The 15,693-nt window shown below is 72.0% G+C and carries 17 protein-coding genes; 8 read left to right on the top strand and 9 right to left on the bottom strand.

Annotated elements, in window-relative coordinates:
* Positions 1–37: 37 nt before the first annotated feature.
* Positions 38–1,420 (bottom strand): glycine--tRNA ligase, encoded by a 1,383-nt coding sequence (locus ACGFSH_RS02520; protein ID WP_329409665.1) that lies wholly within the window; start codon positions 1,418–1,420, stop codon positions 38–40.
* A gap of 241 nt (positions 1,421–1,661) precedes the next feature.
* On the opposite strand from ACGFSH_RS02520, the gene ACGFSH_RS02515 reads away from it, so the two are divergent.
* The 4 genes from ACGFSH_RS02515 to ACGFSH_RS02500 are packed head-to-tail and all read left to right on the top strand — an operon-like array spanning position 1,662 to position 4,793.
* Positions 1,662–2,618, top strand: a complete 957-nt coding sequence (locus ACGFSH_RS02515) for a metal ABC transporter substrate-binding protein (protein ID WP_393344170.1) — start codon at positions 1,662–1,664, stop codon at positions 2,616–2,618.
* Positions 2,615–3,412, top strand: coding sequence for a metal ABC transporter ATP-binding protein (locus ACGFSH_RS02510; RefSeq protein ID WP_393344168.1), 798 nt, complete (start codon positions 2,615–2,617; stop codon positions 3,410–3,412). The genes ACGFSH_RS02515 and ACGFSH_RS02510 overlap by 4 nt, the downstream gene beginning before the upstream one ends.
* Positions 3,412–4,314, top strand: a complete 903-nt coding sequence (locus tag ACGFSH_RS02505) for a metal ABC transporter permease (RefSeq protein WP_393344166.1) — start codon at positions 3,412–3,414, stop codon at positions 4,312–4,314. Before ACGFSH_RS02510 ends, ACGFSH_RS02505 begins: the two co-directional genes overlap by 1 nt.
* 59 nt (positions 4,315–4,373) lie before the next feature.
* Positions 4,374–4,793 (top strand): transcriptional repressor, encoded by a 420-nt coding sequence (locus ACGFSH_RS02500; protein WP_329409673.1) that lies wholly within the window; start codon positions 4,374–4,376, stop codon positions 4,791–4,793.
* Positions 4,794–4,830: 37 nt separating this feature from the next.
* Here ACGFSH_RS02500 and ACGFSH_RS02495 read toward each other — a convergent pair whose 3' ends face one another.
* The 3 genes from ACGFSH_RS02495 to recO form a co-directional block, all read right to left on the bottom strand.
* The gene (locus ACGFSH_RS02495; RefSeq protein ID WP_393344163.1) at positions 4,831–5,373 is read right to left on the bottom strand and encodes a hypothetical protein; all 543 of its coding nucleotides are present in this window, start codon (positions 5,371–5,373) and stop codon (positions 4,831–4,833) included.
* A gap of 109 nt (positions 5,374–5,482) precedes the next feature.
* A complete protein-coding gene (locus tag ACGFSH_RS02490) occupies positions 5,483–6,334 on the bottom strand; it encodes an isoprenyl transferase (RefSeq protein ID WP_393344161.1) in 852 nt (283 codons plus the stop codon).
* Positions 6,335–6,365: 31 nt separating this feature from the next.
* Entirely contained in the window at positions 6,366–7,115 is a 750-nt protein-coding gene (gene recO, locus ACGFSH_RS02485; protein ID WP_393344159.1) for a DNA repair protein RecO, read from the bottom strand.
* Positions 7,116–7,366: 251 nt separating this feature from the next.
* Between recO and bla the strand changes: the two genes are divergently transcribed.
* Both bla and ACGFSH_RS02475 read left to right on the top strand, forming a co-directional pair.
* Positions 7,367–8,260 carry a class A beta-lactamase gene (gene bla / locus ACGFSH_RS02480; protein ID WP_393345452.1) on the top strand — a complete coding sequence of 298 codons (894 nt, stop codon included), beginning with the start codon at positions 7,367–7,369 and terminating at the stop codon, positions 8,258–8,260.
* 208 nt (positions 8,261–8,468) lie between these two features.
* Complete coding sequence (locus ACGFSH_RS02475) at positions 8,469–9,626, top strand: GNAT family N-acetyltransferase (protein ID WP_393344157.1); 1,158 nt, start codon at positions 8,469–8,471, stop codon at positions 9,624–9,626.
* 10 nt (positions 9,627–9,636) lie between these two features.
* Here the strand turns inward: ACGFSH_RS02475 and ACGFSH_RS02470 are convergent, their stop codons facing one another.
* A complete protein-coding gene (locus ACGFSH_RS02470; protein WP_393344155.1) occupies positions 9,637–10,587 on the bottom strand; it encodes an FAD-dependent oxidoreductase in 951 nt (316 codons plus the stop codon).
* Positions 10,588–10,646: 59 nt separating this feature from the next.
* A complete protein-coding gene (locus tag ACGFSH_RS02465) occupies positions 10,647–11,114 on the bottom strand; it encodes a protein phosphatase (RefSeq protein WP_393344153.1) in 468 nt (155 codons plus the stop codon).
* An 80-nt stretch (positions 11,115–11,194) separates the two neighbouring features.
* Here ACGFSH_RS02465 and ACGFSH_RS02460 point away from each other — a divergent pair, with 80 nt between their 5' ends.
* Together ACGFSH_RS02460 and ACGFSH_RS02455 are read left to right on the top strand one after the other, a co-directional pair.
* Complete coding sequence (locus tag ACGFSH_RS02460) at positions 11,195–11,797, top strand: SigE family RNA polymerase sigma factor (protein WP_393344151.1); 603 nt, start codon at positions 11,195–11,197, stop codon at positions 11,795–11,797.
* Positions 11,794–12,708: a hypothetical protein gene (locus ACGFSH_RS02455; RefSeq protein WP_393344149.1), complete on the top strand. Its 915-nt coding sequence runs from the start codon at positions 11,794–11,796 to the stop codon at positions 12,706–12,708. The genes ACGFSH_RS02460 and ACGFSH_RS02455 overlap by 4 nt, the downstream gene beginning before the upstream one ends.
* Here ACGFSH_RS02455 and ACGFSH_RS02450 read toward each other — a convergent pair.
* From ACGFSH_RS02450 to leuA, 3 genes are all read right to left on the bottom strand, one after another.
* Positions 12,663–12,872 (bottom strand): hypothetical protein, encoded by a 210-nt coding sequence (locus ACGFSH_RS02450; RefSeq protein ID WP_393344147.1) that lies wholly within the window; start codon positions 12,870–12,872, stop codon positions 12,663–12,665. The genes ACGFSH_RS02455 and ACGFSH_RS02450 overlap by 46 nt on opposite strands.
* 107 nt (positions 12,873–12,979) lie before the next feature.
* On the bottom strand, positions 12,980–13,672 hold the full coding sequence (locus ACGFSH_RS02445; RefSeq protein ID WP_393344145.1) for a TerB family tellurite resistance protein: 693 nt from the start codon (positions 13,670–13,672) through the stop codon (positions 12,980–12,982).
* A gap of 183 nt (positions 13,673–13,855) precedes the next feature.
* Positions 13,856–15,577, bottom strand: a complete 1,722-nt coding sequence (gene leuA, locus ACGFSH_RS02440) for a 2-isopropylmalate synthase (RefSeq protein WP_393344143.1) — start codon at positions 15,575–15,577, stop codon at positions 13,856–13,858.
* Positions 15,578–15,693: the final 116 nt, after the last annotated feature.

Below are 15,693 nucleotides of genomic sequence, written 5' to 3'. Positions count from 1 at the left end.
GGGCCGGCCTCGGTCTGTCGCCGGACGCGGTGGGCGGTTACGCGCCGACCAGGCGGGCGGCCAGGTAGCCCTCGATCTGGTCGAGGGAGACGCGCTCCTGCTTCATCGAGTCGCGCTCGCGGACGGTGACCGCGTTGTCGTCGAGGGTGTCGAAGTCGACCGTGACGCAGAACGGCGTGCCGATCTCGTCCTGGCGGCGGTAGCGGCGGCCGATCGCGCCGGCGTCGTCGAACTCGATGTTCCAGTTCTGGCGCAGCGCGGCGGCGAGGCCCTTGGCCTTCGGCGACAGCTCGGGGTTGCGGGAGAGCGGCAGGACCGCGACCTTCACCGGGGCGAGGCGGTGGTCGAGGCGCAGGACCGTGCGCTTCTCCAGCTTGCCCTTGGCGTTGGGGGCCTCGTCCTCGATGTAGGCGTCGAGGAGGAACGCCAGCATCGCGCGGCCGACACCGGCCGCGGGCTCGATGACGTACGGCGTCCAGCGCTCGCCGGCCTCCTGGTCGAAGTAGGAGAGGTCCTGGCCGGAGGCCTTGGCGTGGGCGGAGAGGTCGTAGTCGGTGCGGTTGGCGACGCCCTCCAGTTCACCCCACTCGTTGCCGCCGAACTGGAAGCGGTACTCGATGTCGGCGGTGCGCTTGGAGTAGTGGGAGAGCTTCTCCTTGGGGTGGTCGTACCACCGCATGTTCTCCTCGCGCATGCCCAGGCCGGTGTACCAGTTCCAGCGCTGCTCCATCCAGTACTCCTGCCACTTCTCGTCCTCGCCCGGCTTGACGAAGAACTCCATCTCCATCTGCTCGAACTCGCGGGTGCGGAAGATGAAGTTGCCGGGCGTGATCTCGTTGCGGAAGGACTTGCCCATCTGGGCGATGCCGAACGGGGGCTTGCGGCGCGAAGTGGTCTGCACCTGGGCGAAGTTGGTGAAGATGCCCTGGGCGGTCTCGGGGCGCAGGTAGGCGATGGAGCCGGTGTCCTGCGTGGGGCCGAGGTGGGTGGAGAGCAGGCCCGAGAACTGCTTGGGCTCGGTGAACTGGCCCTTGTTGCCGCAGTTGGGGCAGTTCACGTCCGCCAGGCCGTTGGCCGGCGGGCGGTTGTGCTTGGCCTCGTACGCCTCTTCCAGGTGGTCCGCGCGGAACCGCTTGTGGCAGGAGGTGCACTCGGTCAGCGGGTCGGAGAAGGTGGCGACGTGACCGGAGGCCACCCAGACCTCGGGGGCCAGGATGACGGACGAGTCGATGCCGACCACGTCCTCGCGCGACGTCACCATGTAGCGCCACCACTGGCGCTTCAGGTTCTCCTTGAGCTCGACACCCAGCGGTCCGTAGTCCCAGGCGGCCTTCTGGCCGCCGTAGATCTCACTGCACGGGAATACGAAGCCACGGCGCTTGCTCAGGCTGACGATGGTGTCGATCTTGTCGGCGGCCACGGTGCTCTCTTCATAACGACGACGGGCGACGAAGCGAGGTGCTTCCAGCGAAGACTTCAGGGTACCGGCGGGGACTCCCCCTCGACCAAATCGGGCCCCCGCTCGCGGGGGCCATACCGCAGCCCTTCGGGCTTACCGGGTCGATCCCCCTCCCCTGCCGCCGCCCCTTGCCGGCCGCTTGCCGGTCTCTTGCCGGCCAGCTTGTTGACAACGGTTTCCATATTTGTTGAAAATGAGTGTCATGAACGTACGGCGACTCATATCCGGCACGGCCGTCGCGGCGGCCACCGCCCTCGGCCTCGGCTCCCTCTCCGCGTGCTCCTCCGACAGCGCGTCCGCGGCCGGCACGGACAAGTTCGACGTCGTCGCGTCGTTCTACCCGATGGCCTTCCTCGCCGAGCGCATAGGCGGCGACCACGTCCACGTCACCAGCCTCACCGAACCCGGCCAGGAACCGCACGACCTGGAGATCAGCGCCAAGCAGACCGCCGCCCTCCAGGAGTCCGACGCGGTCCTCTACCTCAAGAACCTCCAGCCCTCCGTCGACGACGCCGTGGCCCAGTCCGGCGTCAAGACCAAGATCGACGCCGCCTCCCTCACCACGCTGGAGAAGCACGGCAACGAGGTCGGCGGCCACGCGGCCGAGCACGACGACCACGAGAACGAGGAGCTGTCCGGCCTCGACCCGCACATCTGGCTCGACCCCGTGCGGTACTCGCAGGTCGCCGAGGGCGTCGGCAAGGCCTTCGAGAAGGCCGACCCCGGCCACGCGGCCGACTACAAGGCCAACACCGCGGCCCTGGTCGAGCAACTCGGCGACCTGAACACCGAGTTCGAGAAGGGCCTCGCGAACACGCGGACCAAGGTCTTCGTCACCACCCACGCCGCCTTCGGCTACCTCGCCGAGCGCTACGGTCTGACCGAGGAGGCCATCAACGGCCTCGACCCCGAGTCGGAGCCCAGCGCCGCCCGCGTCAGGGAGCTCGAGAAGATGACCAGGGCCGACGGCGTCACCACCGTGTTCTACGAGACGCTCGTCAGCGACAAGACCGCGAAGACCATCGCCGGCGACGCCGGACTGAAGACGGACGTCCTCGACCCGATCGAGGGCATCACGGACAAGTCCCGCGGCAAGGACTACTTCTCGGTCCAGCGGGCGAACCTCAAGGCGCTCCAGACGGCCCTGGGAACCAAATGACCACCACGGAGGGCGTCATGGACGCGAAGGCCGAGCCCGTCATCTCCCTGCGCGGGGTCCGCGCCGAGCTGGGCTCGCGCCCCGTCCTGCGGGGAGTCGACCTCACCGTGCGGCGCGGCGAGGTCGTCGCCCTGCTCGGCGCGAACGGCTCCGGCAAGTCGACCGCCGTGCGCAGCGTCATCGGGCAGGTGGCGATCGGCGCGGGCGAGATCGAGCTGTTCGGCGTCCCGCACCGCCGGTTCCGGCAGTGGGCGCGGATCGGATACGTCCCGCAGCGCACCACGGCCGCGGGCGGCGTCCCCGCCACGGTGACCGAGGTCGTCTCCTCGGGCCGCCTGTCGCGCACCCGCTTCGGCGTCTTCCGCAAGGCCGACCGCGCGGCCGTCCGGCACGCCCTCGAACTGGTCGGCATGGCGGACCGGGCCGGGGACGGCGTCGACTCCCTCTCCGGCGGCCAGCACCAGCGCGTGCTGATCGCCCGCGCGCTCGCCGCCGAACCCGAACTGCTGATCATGGACGAGCCGATGGCCGGCGTCGACCTGGCCAGCCAGGAAGTCCTGGCGCACACCCTGCGCGAACAGGTCGCGGCCGGCACGACCGTCCTGCTGGTCCTGCACGAACTGGGCCCCCTGGAGCCCCTCATCGACCGGGCCGTCGTCCTGCGCGACGGCTGCGTGCTGCACGACGGGCCGCCCCCGCGTGCCGTCGGACAGCACGCCCTCCCCGGCCACGACCATGTGCACCCGCACGCACCCGCGGGCGCCGAACCGATCCGCACGGGACTGCTGAGCTGATGGACCTCCTGAACTACGCCTTCATGCAGCGGGCGCTGCTCGCCGCGGTCCTGGTCGGCATCACCGCCCCCGCCGTCGGCATCTACCTCGTCCAGCGCCGCCAGGCCCTCATGGGCGACGGCATCGGCCACGTCGCCATGACCGGCGTCGGCCTCGGCTTCCTGCTCTCCTGGTCCCCGGTCTGGATGGCCACGGCCGTCTCCGTCCTGGGCGCGGTGATCATGGAACTCATCCGCTGGTACGGCAGGACCCGCGGCGACATCGCCCTCGCCATGCTCTTCTACGGCGGAATGGCCGGCGGCGTGATGTTCATCAACCTCGCGCCGGGCGGCTCCAACGCCAACCTGACCTCGTACCTCTTCGGCTCGCTGTCCACGGTGTCGGAGTCGGACGTCACGGCGATCTGCCTGCTCGCGGCCTTCGTCGTCCTCGTCACCCTCGGCCTGCGCCGCCAGCTGTTCGCCGTCAGCCAGGACGAGGAGTTCGCGCGCGTGACCGGCCTGCCCGTGCGCGCCCTGAACCTGCTGACCGCGGTCACCGCGGCGGTGACGGTCACCGTGGCGATGCGCGTGGTGGGCCTGCTGCTGGTGTCGGCCCTGATGGTCGTCCCGGTCGCCGCGGCCCAGCAGCTCAGCCGCAGCTTCGCCGCCACCTTCGCCGTCGCCGTCGCCATCGGCGTGACGGTCACCATCGGCGGCACGGTCACCTCGTACTACCAGGACGTCCCGCCCGGCGCCACGATCGTGCTGCTGACCATCGCCGCGTTCGTCGCGCTGAGCGTGCTGGCCGCCCCGCTGGCCCGCCGCCGCGCCCGCGCGCTGGCCGCGGCGCAGCCCGCGGGCGACCCCGCCGAGTGCGCGATTCCGGCCACCCGCGCCCCCGGCGACGAAGTCGGCGTCTGACCGCGCACAGGCCGGGCTGGCACAATGGCCCGGCAAGCCGCAGACGTGAGGAGACAACGGTGACGACCGCTGGACCGCCCGTGAAGGGCCGCGCCACCCGGCAGCGCGCCGCCGTGGCGGCGGCGCTCGACGAGGTGGACGAGTTCCGCAGCGCGCAGGATCTGCACGACATGCTCAAGCACAAGGGCGACTCGGTCGGCCTGACCACCGTCTACCGCACCTTGCAGTCCCTCGCCGACGCGGGCGAGGTGGACGTCCTGCGCACCTCGGACGGCGAGTCCGTGTACCGGCGCTGCTCCACCGGCGAGCACCACCACCACCTCGTCTGCCGGGTCTGCGGCAAGGCCGTGGAGGTGGAGGGCCCGGCGGTCGAGAAGTGGGCCGAGGCCATCGCCGCCGAGCACGGCTACGTGAACGTGGCCCACACCGTGGAGATCTTCGGCACCTGCGCGGACTGCGCGGCGACCCCCACGGCCTGACCCCGGCACCGGTCGGGCGGTTCGGTCGGCCCGGTGGTCAGACGCGGCGCAGCCGGCCGTCCAGCAGGGCGCGCAGGCGGTCGACGTCCTGCGGGGTGCGGGCGCCCCGCTTGACCAGGACGATCGCGCAGTGGCCGGCCTTGTCGGGGCTGCGCAGGGCGAAGACCCGCGCCGACTCCGCGTAGCTGCCGTAGTTGGCCCAGCCCATGCGCAGGTCGGCGTGGGCGCTCAGCGTGCGGACGCCCTCCGGGCCGACGGTGACCTGGATCCGGCCGTGGTGCCGGTTCGCCCTCAGCAGCTGCCCGGCCGACAGACGCGGCGCGAAGTACATCAGCACCGGCCACAGCGTGAACATCACGCCGAACGACACCCCGCCCGCGTCGTCGCCGCGCACGCCCAGGGCGAGGACGGCGATTCCGGCCAGCGCCACGCACGCCAGGAAGACCGGCCGGTGGATCAGACCCACCCGGCCGTTCTTGCGGGACACCAGCCGGACGGCGTCCTCCATGTCCGCGAGAGCGTGCTCGTACTCCAGCACCACCGTCTCCTCGCGCACGCCGACGCCCTGCTCCTCGCCCATGGCCCCTCCCCGGTCCCGCGATGACGAGCCGTGATCGTAACGGCCGGGCGCAGGGCCGCCGCGCGCGGGGCGGGCCCCCGCCGCCCCGCGCGTGACCTGCCGCGGGACTTCAGGAGCCGGCGCCCTGCTCCGAAGAGTTCCCCTCCAGGGACAGCAGCACCTCGTTGGGGGTGGCGCCGCCGAAACGGCGGTCCCGGGAGGCGAACTCCACGCACGCGCGCCACAGATCGCGGCGGTCGAAATCCGGCCACAGGACGTCCTGGAAGACCATCTCCGCGTACGCGCTCTGCCAGATCAGGTAGTTGGAGGTGCGCTGCTCGCCGCTCGGCCGCAGGAACAGGTCGACGTCCGGCATGTCCGGGTAGTACAGGTACTTCGCGAGGGTCTTCTCGGTGACCTTGGACGGGTCGAGCCGGCCCGCCTTCACGTCCTCCGCGAGCGCCTGCGCGGCGTCCGCGATCTCCGCCCGCCCGCCGTAGTTCATGCAGAAGTACAGGGTGAGGCGGTCGTTGTCCTTGGTCTGCTCCTGGGCGACCTGGAGCTCCTTGGCGACCGACTTCCACAGCTTGGGCATCCGGCCCACCCAGCGCACCCGGATGCCCAGCTCGTCGAGGGTGTCGCGGGTCTTGCGGATGAAGTCGCGGTTGAAGTTCATCAGGAAGCGGACCTCGTCGGGCGAGCGCTTCCAGTTCTCGGTGGAGAAGGCGTACAGCGAGATGTTGCGCACCCCCATCTCCACCGCGCCCTGGAGCACGTCGAGGACCTGCTCGGCGCCGACCTTGTGGCCCTCGGTGCGCGGCAGCCCGCGCTCCTTGGCCCAGCGGCCGTTGCCGTCCATGACGATCGCCACGTGCTCGGGGACCAGCTCGCCGGGAAGCTTGGGCGGGCGAGCACCCGACGGGTGCGGCTCCGGAGTCCTGTACTCCCGACGCTGCCGCCCCAGGAACCCGCGTACCACCATGTGCCTCTCGTCTCCTTCGACTTCCGCTTGCCTATTTCTCGACGTACCGAAGGGAGCGCAGTCCGCGCTCCAGATGCCAGTGCAGATACGCGGACACCAGTCCGCTGCCCTCCCGGACGTGGCGGGCCTCGCACGCGTCCGCCGTCTCCCAGTCTCCCGTGAGCAGCGCGCCCAGGAGAACCAGGGTCTGCGGCGAGGGCACCACGCTGCCGGCCACCCGGCAGTCGGCGCAGACGGAGCCGCCGGCGGCGACGGAGAAGAACCGGTTCGGCCCGGGCATCCCGCACCTGGCGCAGTCGCCGAAGCTGGGCGCGTACCCGTTGACGGCCAGCGACCGCAGCAGGAACGCGTCCAGGACGAGGTGGGGGGCGTGCTCGCCGCGGGCGAGGGTGCGCAGGGCGCCCACGAGCAGCAGGTACTGCTGCACGGCCGGCTCGCCCTCGTGGTCGGTGAACCGCTCGGCGGTCTCCAGCATGGCCGTGCCCGCCGTGTAGCGGGCGTAGTCGGTCACGATGCCGCCGCCGTAGGGGGCGATGATCTCGCTCTGCGTGCACAGCGGCAGCCCGCGGCCGACCAGCTCGCTGCTGCCCCGCGCGAAGAACTGCACGTCGACGTGGGAGAACGGTTCGAGACGGGCCCCGAACTTCGACTTCGTGCGCCGCACCCCCCGCGCCACGGCCCGCACGCGCCCGTGCCCGCGCGTCAGCAGCGTGATGATGCGGTCGGCCTCGCCCAGCTTCTGGGTGCGCAGGACGATGCCGTCGTCCCGGAAGAGACTCATCGCACACCCCCGCCGGGGGCCCGCCGGGGCCGCCGGCCGCCGCCGGGACGCGGCAGGGCGCGCCCTGCCTCCCCCGGGTGCCGGGGGCACGGCACGGCGCCGTCGTCGCGGAACAGGCTCATGGCCCCATTCTCGCCTACGCCGGGAGGGTGGTGTGCCCGCCCGCGGCGGGCACGCGCAACCGGAGGTGCGGGCCGGGGCGTCCGTGTACAGGGAAACGACTTCTGTGTTCCCGACGGACGGAGAGAACGATCTCAGCCTCGACCACCCGCCGCACCCTGCTCACCGCCGGCGCGGGCGCCGGAGCCGCCCTGCTGGCCGCCGCCCCCGCACGGGCCGCTGCCGGTCCCGGCCACCCCGCCGGCCCCGTCGCCTCCCGTCTGCGCGACCTGGAGACCCGGCACGGCGCCCGGCTCGGCGTCTTCGCCTACAACGTCCGCACCCGCCGCCAGGTCCGCCACCGCGCCGACGAGCTCTTCCCGGTCTGCTCCCTGTTCAAGACGCTGGCGGTGGCGGCCGTCCTGCGGGACCTGCCCGCGTCGGCGCTGGACCGGCGCGTCCACTACACGGCCGACGACGTCGTGGAGAACTCGGAGATCACCAAGGACCACGTGGCCGACGGCATGACGATCGCCGAGCTGTCCGCCGCGGCGATCCAGCACAGCGACAACACGGCGGGCAACCTGCTGCTGCGCGAGCTGGGCGGCCCCGCCGCGGTCACCCGCTTCGCCCGCTCGGTCGGCGACCACGTCACCCGCCTCGACCGCTGGGAGCCCGACCTCAACTCGGCCGAGCCCGGCCGGATCACGGACACCACGAGCCCGTACGCCATCGCGCGCACCTACGCCCGGCTGGTCCTCGGCGACGTCCTGTCCGGCCCCGACCGGCGCCGTCTGACCGACTGGATGCTCGGCACGGTCACCAGCGCCAACCGCTTCCGCGCCGGCCTCCCCCCGACCTGGACGATCGCCGACAAGACCGGCGGCGGCTCCTACGGCGCGAACAACGACGCCGGCATCGCCTGGACCCCGGACGGCACCCCGATCGTCCTCGCCGTCCAACTCACCAAGCCCACCCCCGACGCCCCCTACGACCACACCCTGATCGTGGAGACGGCGGGGGTGGTGGCGGGGGCGCTGGGCTGAGAGGCAGGCGCGGGCCGGTGAACCGTTCCGGTCACTGCGCCGGCGACCGTCGGTAGGATCGCATCGGCTTGGGGAGCAGGGCCGTCGAAGGCGCACGGGGGCTGTCGCCCTCCTGCGTCGCCGGACGCAGCGAGGGGGCGCGGTCGGAGTGGGCGCATTATCGACCCGGAAGGCGCAGGCAGGCGATCTTCCGGCAGTCGCAGGGTTGTTGACGGAGACCTGCGATGCCGCGGACGTGCTGCCGTCGGCCCTGCTGACCGAGTCGATCGCCGCGGACCTGGTCCGCGTGGCGGAGTCGGACGGCGAGATCGTGGGATGTGCCGTGGCGGAGCGGCCCGCACCGGGCCACGTCCGCCTTTCGGTGATCGCCGTCCGCGCGGACCTGCGCCGGCGGGGGTTGGCCCTTCGTCTCCTGGACGCACTGTCACAGCGGATCTCGGAACTGCCGGGCCCGGTACCGCTGTTCTCGGCCGTGGTCGACACAGCCGAGCCGGCCCTGTCGCAACTCCTGCTGCGGAGCGGCTTCATCGGCACGCGCGTCATGCGCACCAGCCGGGAGCCCGACGGTATCTGTCTGCACTACCAGCACAAGAGCCGGGTCGAGTACGTCGACCCCGACACACGCTATTTGGTGCCCTTACGGGCGCGGACGCAGCTGATCGAGTCCCTCGCGCCCCGCGACCAGGCCGTGACCGCCCTGGTGTCCCTGCGCGGAGAGCCGGCGGTGGAGGTCACCCGCTTCGAACAGGACGACCCCGCGACCCTCCAGTCCGGTGAGGCGGCGGCCGGCATAGCCTTCTCCGGGTCGATCCTGGCGGCCATCACCTTCCTCCTCGGCTTCGCCTTCACCTCGACGCGCTTCCCCGACGACGTGCGTCTCCTGCTGATCGGCGCGACGTTCAGCACCGTGTTGTCCCTGATCGTCTACGCCAGCGCCTCGGGAGAACTGGCACGCATCCACTCGAACACGTTCGGGAAGATCATGAAGTACGGCAACGTCCTCTCCGAATACGGCGGCGTGCTGCCCTTCCTCATCTCCCTGCCCGTGACCTACGCCCAGGCCAGCGGAGATCCCAGGACGACCATGGTCCTCGCCGCGCTGCTGAGCGCGGGCCTCGCCTGGTACGAGTGGTCCGAGTTCTCCATCGCCCACCGCTTCCGCCGGAGTCCGGCCGAGGTCGCCCTCATGGCGTTCACCGCGGCCTCGCCGCTCATCGGCGCGGCGATCATCGCGACGAAGACCACCAGTTGGCCGTGGACGGCGGCCCTTGCCTGCGCACTGGCGGCGCGGACCTGGCTGTATCTCTACCGGCGAGGTCCCGAAGCGGGGACGGCCGGGCGCAGGCAGTGGCAGATCCGCGAGTGAGCCGGGGCGGCTACTCGGCCGCGCGGAGCAGATCGGCGGCCTCGGCGGCACATCCCCAGGACAGGGTGAGTCCGGCGCCGCCGTGACCGTAGTTGTGCAGCAGCAGCGCGCCGCCGCGGGGCTCCGTCTCCAGCCGGACCTCTGACCGCACCGGCCTGAGCCCCACACGGTGTCCGACCACCCGTGCCCCGGCCAGGGAGGGTTCGACCTCAACACAGCGCCGGACGATCTCCCGGGCGGCCGCCGGGTCGGGACGCAGCTCCCAGCTGCCCCAGTCCGAGGTGCCGCCCAGGACCACCACGTCGGCCTGGGGGTAGAGGTAGGTGAGTTCCTCGGCGTCGGGGGTGTCGTCGCAGAAGAAGGCCCGGATACCGGGATTCTCGACGACGACGAGCTGGCCCCGCACGGCCTGGACCGACGGATCGCCGGCCAGGTCGCGCGAGCCGGTTCCCGTGCAGTTCACGACGACGGGCGCCTCCGTCAGCGCCTCGTCGAGCGAGGCGTGCCGGTACCGGCGCAGCCGGCCGCCGGCGGCGGTCAACCGGTCGACGAGGTAGGCCAGATAGGCGGGCATGTCGACGACGGGAGCGCGGTAGCGCCATCCCTCGGCGTATCCCGGTCGCAGCTCGCCCGGATCGCACGGCACGGCGTCCACCCAGGGGGCCCAGGCGGGCACGTCCCGCGGCACACGCGATTCGTGCGTGCCCTCGACGAGGCGGACACCCGTCCGGGCGTCGGCGCCGAGCTCCACGAGGACTCGGAGCGTCTCCCTGCTCCAGCGCTCCACCAGGTCGGCGGGTTCGGCCAGGAACGGGTCCCAGGAGGCGCCCGCGGCGGCCGAGGTCGTGTCGGCGGGGAGCAGTTCTGCGTCGACCCGCACGTCATGGCCCGCTTCCGCGAGGAGCACCGCCGTGGTGAGTCCGATCACGCCCGCGCCGATCACTACCACTGGTGCCGGCACGCCGCCTCCTCGGGTCGGGGCCGCGGCCCCCGCATCCGCCGCGTCCGCGGGACGGCAGTCTAACCGCGGCCCGTGCCGTCGCCGGAAAGGCCGAACCGCCGCACATACCCCCGCTGCCAGGGCGTCTCCACCGCGCGGGGGTGGTAGTTGTCGCGGACGAAGCGCACTGCCCTCTCGGGCGGTACGCCGTCCAGTACCGCCAGGCAGGCGAGGGCCGTGCCGGTGCGGCCGCGGCCTCCGTGGCAGGCGATCTCCACGCGTTCGCCGGCCGCGCGGCGCCAGGCCTCGGTGAGGGCCGCGCGGGCGTCCCGGCGGTCGGCGGGGAGGCGGAAGTCGGGCCAGCGCAGCCAGCGGGACTCCCACGGGGCGTGTTCGGGGCGGGCGCCGAGCAGGTAGAGGCCGTACGCCGGGGCCGGCGCCGTCGGGTCCAGCGGGTGGCGCAGGCCGCGGCCGCGGACCAGCCGGCCGGACGGCAGTTCCAGCACTCCGGGGTCGCCGGCGCACCAGGCCCACGCGTGGTTCTCCATCACTCCATTCGAACATCGTGACGGGGGCCGGGCAACCGATTCCGTCCGACCGGTGGTCTGGAGGGCGAGGAGGGTGCTTGATGCAGGCCGAACAAGAGGACCGGTTCCAGGAGTTCGTCAGAGCGCGTTGGTCCCGGCTCGTGCGGACCGCGTATCTGCTCACGGGCGACGTCCACCACGCGGAGGACCTGACGCAGACCGCGCTGGCGAAGGCGTACCGGTCGTGGCGGCGGATATCGCGCAGTGACAACCCGGAGGCCTACGTCCGGCGGATGCTGGTCAGCTGCAACAGCGACCGGTTCCGCAAGCGCAGGGTCGTCGAGGCGCTGACCGCGGCGCCGCCCGAGCGGGCGGGCCGGGACGAGGGCGCGGGACGGGTCGAGGAGCGGGGCTCCCTGATGGCGGGGCTGGCCCAGCTCCCGCCGAAGCAGCGGGCGGTGGTGGTGCTCCGGTACTGGGAGGACCTGTCGGAGGCGGAGGTGGCCGAGGTGCTGGGCTGCTCGCAGGGGACGGTCAAGAGCCAGGCGTCGAAGGGGCTGGCGAAGCTGCGCTCGTATCCGGGGCTGACCGCCGGCCGCACCGCGTCCGGCAGCCGGACGCAGCAGCCCCCGCCCGAGCCGCGGCCCCAACCCCGGCCCAGGCCCCGGCCGCAGCAGCCGCAGCCGCAGGGAGGCAGCAGGTGAACAAGCCTTACGAACACCCTGAGTTGGAGGAGCTGATGCGTGAGATGCTCGCGCAGGACGCGTACACGATCCAGCCCGCCCCGGCGCCCTATCAGGCGATCCGCCGGCGTGGACTGGCCGAGCGGCGGCGGCGCGTGGCGGTGACCGGGGCGGCGCTGGCGGTGCTGGCCGCGGTGCCGGTGGGGGCGTACGCCGTGAACGGCGGGGGCGGGCGCGGTGACGCCGACACGGCCGCGCCGCACCCGTCGGTGAGCGCCCCGCACGACCGGGCGGCGAGCCCGTCCCCGGCGCCGGACGGCCCGGCGCGGCCCGCCACGAAGGGGCAGTTGCTCGACGGGATCACCTTCGAGCAGGCCGCTGACGGGCTGAAGGAGTGCCTGCGGGCCGAGGGCGGGCACGCGGGCGGCGCCCGTGGTCTGGGCAGCGCGAACGACTACCGGATCGTCCTGGCGCTCAGGAGCACCGGGGACTCCAACAGCCCCGGCGACGGCGTCGACGTCGTCGCGGTGAAGGCGAAGCCGGCCGGTTTCCGGGTGGTGTGCACCCTCGAGGACGGGGTGGCCTCGGGCATCAGCGTCAGTTCGAGCGACGCCGGGCCGCCGGACGCGGGCCCGGTCCTGCCCGACGTCAACGGCGGCAAGCTGTACCAGCAGTCGTTCATCGACAAGGGGCACTGGAAGCTGCCGTTCCGCTGGGGGGTCATCGGCACGGTGGAGCCGTCGGTCGCCAAGGTGACCGTCTCCTACGGGGACACCCGTACGACGGCCGTCCTGGACGGAGAGTGGTTTGTCGCCGCGGGCACGCTGAACCGTCAGGTCACCCTCGCCCCGCACATCAAGGGCTACGACACGGCGGGCAGGCTCGTCTACGACTCCGACACGGACAGCACGTACCAGCGGACGCTGCCGTAGGGCGGCGGGGGCAGCCGGAGAGCCGGACAGGCCGGCAGGCAGTCGGTGACGCGGTCGTGCTGGACGTCGGCCGGTTTCGCGGCGAACGGCGAGGCGAGCGCGAGCACGCCCGCCCACAGCGCGAGCACCAGCCAGGGGATGCTCTTCCTTGTCCCGGCCCCCAAGAGACGGGTCCTCCCTTCGTCGCTGTCGTCCGGAGGCGACGGGGGTGCGGGAGGGGCGGGGCCGGTGCGCGGGGGCGGGCGGGGTCAGAACGGTGTTCCCACCGGGGTCAGGACGGTGTTCCGGCGGCGGCGAGGAGGCGGGTCACGTCGTCCGCGCAGATCGTCAGGGCCGCGCCCACGGTGGTGAGGGCCTCGCGTTCGGCCGGGGTGTAGGGGCCGTCGGCCAGGGCGATGCGGGCACCCGTCAGCAGGATCGATTCGCGGCCGGCCGGGGCGAGGTGGGCCGCGAGCGGGTCGAGGGCCTCGTGCAGCTCTATGGCGAGACCGGGGCCGTAGGACGGGCCGTAGTTGCGGCCGGTGTCGGAGGCGAGGGCCTCGACGAGCGCGGAGAGCTGTTCCTCGGTGCAGTCGGTGAAGCCGGCCGCGCGCACCGCGCCCGCGGCGGTCTCCAGGGAAGTGCGGGAGCAGGCGCCGGCGGAGAGGACCGCGAGGGCGACCGTGTGGACGGCGTCGCGCAGCATCGCCGAGAAGCGCACGGTGGTGGGGTGGTCGAGGACGTCGGTGCCGAAGTGGCGGCGGCAGGCGGCGCACTCGACGACCGGGCCGGTCCCGCCGCGCGGCACGAGCGGCACGCCGAGGACGGTGAAGCGGCGCTGTCCGGTCAGTCGCAGGTAGTTGCGGTCGCCGCCGCAGCCCGGGCAGAAGAACTCGCCGTCGCCGACGGGCGTCCACGCGGTGCGGGTGCCCATGATGTGGGCAAGCCGGGTGACACGGCCGTCTCGTCCCCGTTCTGGCAGCACGTCGCACCTCCGTAACCCCGTGGCAACATCGCCACGTCTGCGTGATGTTAGCCACAGGGGACAGGTGTAGTCAGCACTCTGGACGAGACCTTTCCGTGACCTCCACCGGAGAGTGGCCGAAAACGGCGGGACCCCGCTCGCCGGTGTCGGCGAACGGGGTCCTCAAACCGCCGGTCGGGATGGTCAGCGCGTCGCGCGGTTGACGGCCGAGACGACCGCCTTCAGCGACGCACGCGTCGTGTTCGCGTCGATGCCGATGCCCCACAGGACCTTGTCGCCGATGGCGCACTCGATGTACGAGGCGGCCTGCGCGGAGGCGCCCTCACTCATCGTGTGCTCCTGGTAGTCCAGCAGCCGTACGTCGATGCCGACGGACTGCAGGGCGTCGAAGAAGGCCGAGATCGGACCATTGCCGGAGCCGGTCAGCACGGTGTCCACGCCGTCGACGGTGGCCTCGACCTTGAGGGTGTCCACGCCGTCGGTGTCGGTGGTCGACTGGCCGTTCCTGACCTGGATGCGACCCCAGGGGTTCTCGGGGTTGGGCAGGTACTCGTCCTGGAAGACGGACCAGATGGCGTTGCCGGTGACCTCGCCGCCCTCGGCGTCCGTCTTGGCCTGGATGAGCTTGGAGAACTCGATCTGCATCCGGCGGGGCAGGTCCAGCTTGTGGTCGTTCTTCAGGACGTACGCGATGCCGCCCTTGCCGGACTGCGAGTTGACGCGGATGACGGCCTCGTAGGAGCGGCCGACGTCCTTCGGGTCGATCGGCAGGTACGGGACCGCCCACTCGATGTCGTCGACGGTGACGCCCTTGGCGGCCGCGTCGGCCTCCATGGCGTCGAAGCCCTTCTTGATGGCGTCCTGGTGGGAGCCGGAGAAGGACGTGTAGACCAGGTCGCCCACGTACGGGTGGCGCGGGTGGACCTCCATCTGGTTGCAGTACTCCCACGTGCGACGGATCTCGTCGATGTCGGAGAAGTCGATCTGCGGGTCGACGCCCTGGGAGAACAGGTTCATGCCCAGGGTGACCAGGTCGACGTTGCCGGTGCGCTCGCCCTGCCCGAACAGGCAGCCCTCGACGCGGTCGGCGCCGGCCATCAGCGCCAGCTCGGCGGCGGCCACGGCGGTGCCGCGGTCGTTGTGCGGGTGGACGGAGACGCAGACGTGCTCGCGGCGGGAGAGGTTGCGGCTCATCCACTCGAAGCGGTCGGCGTGGGTGGAGGGGGTGGAGCGCTCGACGGTGGCCGGCAGGTTCAGGATGATCTCGCGGCCCGGGCCGGGCTGGTAGACGTCCATGACCGCCTCGCAGACCTCCAGGGCGAAGTCCAGCTCGGTGTCGGTGAAGATCTCCGGGCTGTACTGGTACCCGAACTCGGTCTCGGGGCCCAGCAGTTTCTCCGCGTACTCCATCACCAGGCGGGTGCCGTCGACGGCGATCTGCTTGATGTCGTCCCGGGAGCCGCGGAAGACCACGCGGCGGAAGACGGGGGCCGTGGCGTTGTACAGGTGGACGGTCGCCCGCCGGGCGCCCTTCAGGGACTCCACGGTCCGCTCGATCAGGTCCTCACGGGCCTGGGTCAGTACGGAGATGGTGACGTCGTCCGGGATCGCGCCCTCTTCCTCGATGATCGAGCGCACGAAGTCGAAGTCGGTCTGGCCGGAGGCCGGGAAGCCGACCTCGATCTCCTTGTAGCCCATCTTGACCAGCTGGTCGAACATCCGGCGCTTGCGCTCGGGCGACATGGGGTCGATCAGGGCCTGGTTGCCGTCGCGCAGGTCGGTGGAGAGCCAGCGGGGGGCGGCGGTGATCCGGTTGTTCGGCCAGGTGCGGTCGGGGATGTCGACCTGGTCGTACTGCCCGTACTTGTGGATCGGCATCTGGCTGGGCTGCTGGCGGTTCGCCATGGGGCGTGGGCTCCTCGGGGTGACCGGAGACTCTCCGGACGGAAGGACGGCCGACGCGCAACACCAAGCACCGCGGGGAGGGGGTCGGCCTCGACTACAGGCCCTCGCCGCGGCAG

The organism is Streptomyces sp. NPDC048481 (assembly GCF_043200075.1).
In the GTDB taxonomy this organism is placed as follows: Bacteria; Actinomycetota; Actinomycetes; order Streptomycetales; family Streptomycetaceae; genus Streptomyces.
The sequence above is the reverse complement of the archived record's forward strand: the minus strand, read 5'-3'. Positions and strand labels throughout refer to the sequence as shown.

Excerpts from the sequence above, each read along its gene's own strand:
- ACGFSH_RS02515 (WP_393344170.1), top strand. The coding sequence starts at position 1,662 with ATGAACGTACGGCGACTCATATCCGGCACGGCCGTCGCGGCGGCCACC.
- ACGFSH_RS02510 (WP_393344168.1), top strand. The coding sequence starts at position 2,615 with ATGACCACCACGGAGGGCGTCATGGACGCGAAGGCCGAGCCCGTCATC.
- ACGFSH_RS02505 (WP_393344166.1), top strand. The coding sequence starts at position 3,412 with ATGGACCTCCTGAACTACGCCTTCATGCAGCGGGCGCTGCTCGCCGCG.
- ACGFSH_RS02495 (WP_393344163.1), bottom strand. The coding sequence starts at position 5,373 with ATGGGCGAGGAGCAGGGCGTCGGCGTGCGCGAGGAGACGGTGGTGCTG.
- ACGFSH_RS02490 (WP_393344161.1), bottom strand. The coding sequence starts at position 6,334 with ATGGTGGTACGCGGGTTCCTGGGGCGGCAGCGTCGGGAGTACAGGACT.
- recO (WP_393344159.1), bottom strand. The coding sequence starts at position 7,115 with ATGAGTCTCTTCCGGGACGACGGCATCGTCCTGCGCACCCAGAAGCTG.
- ACGFSH_RS02465 (WP_393344153.1), bottom strand. The coding sequence starts at position 11,114 with ATGGAGAACCACGCGTGGGCCTGGTGCGCCGGCGACCCCGGAGTGCTG.
- ACGFSH_RS02460 (WP_393344151.1), top strand. The coding sequence starts at position 11,195 with ATGCAGGCCGAACAAGAGGACCGGTTCCAGGAGTTCGTCAGAGCGCGT.
- leuA (WP_393344143.1), bottom strand. The coding sequence starts at position 15,577 with ATGGCGAACCGCCAGCAGCCCAGCCAGATGCCGATCCACAAGTACGGG.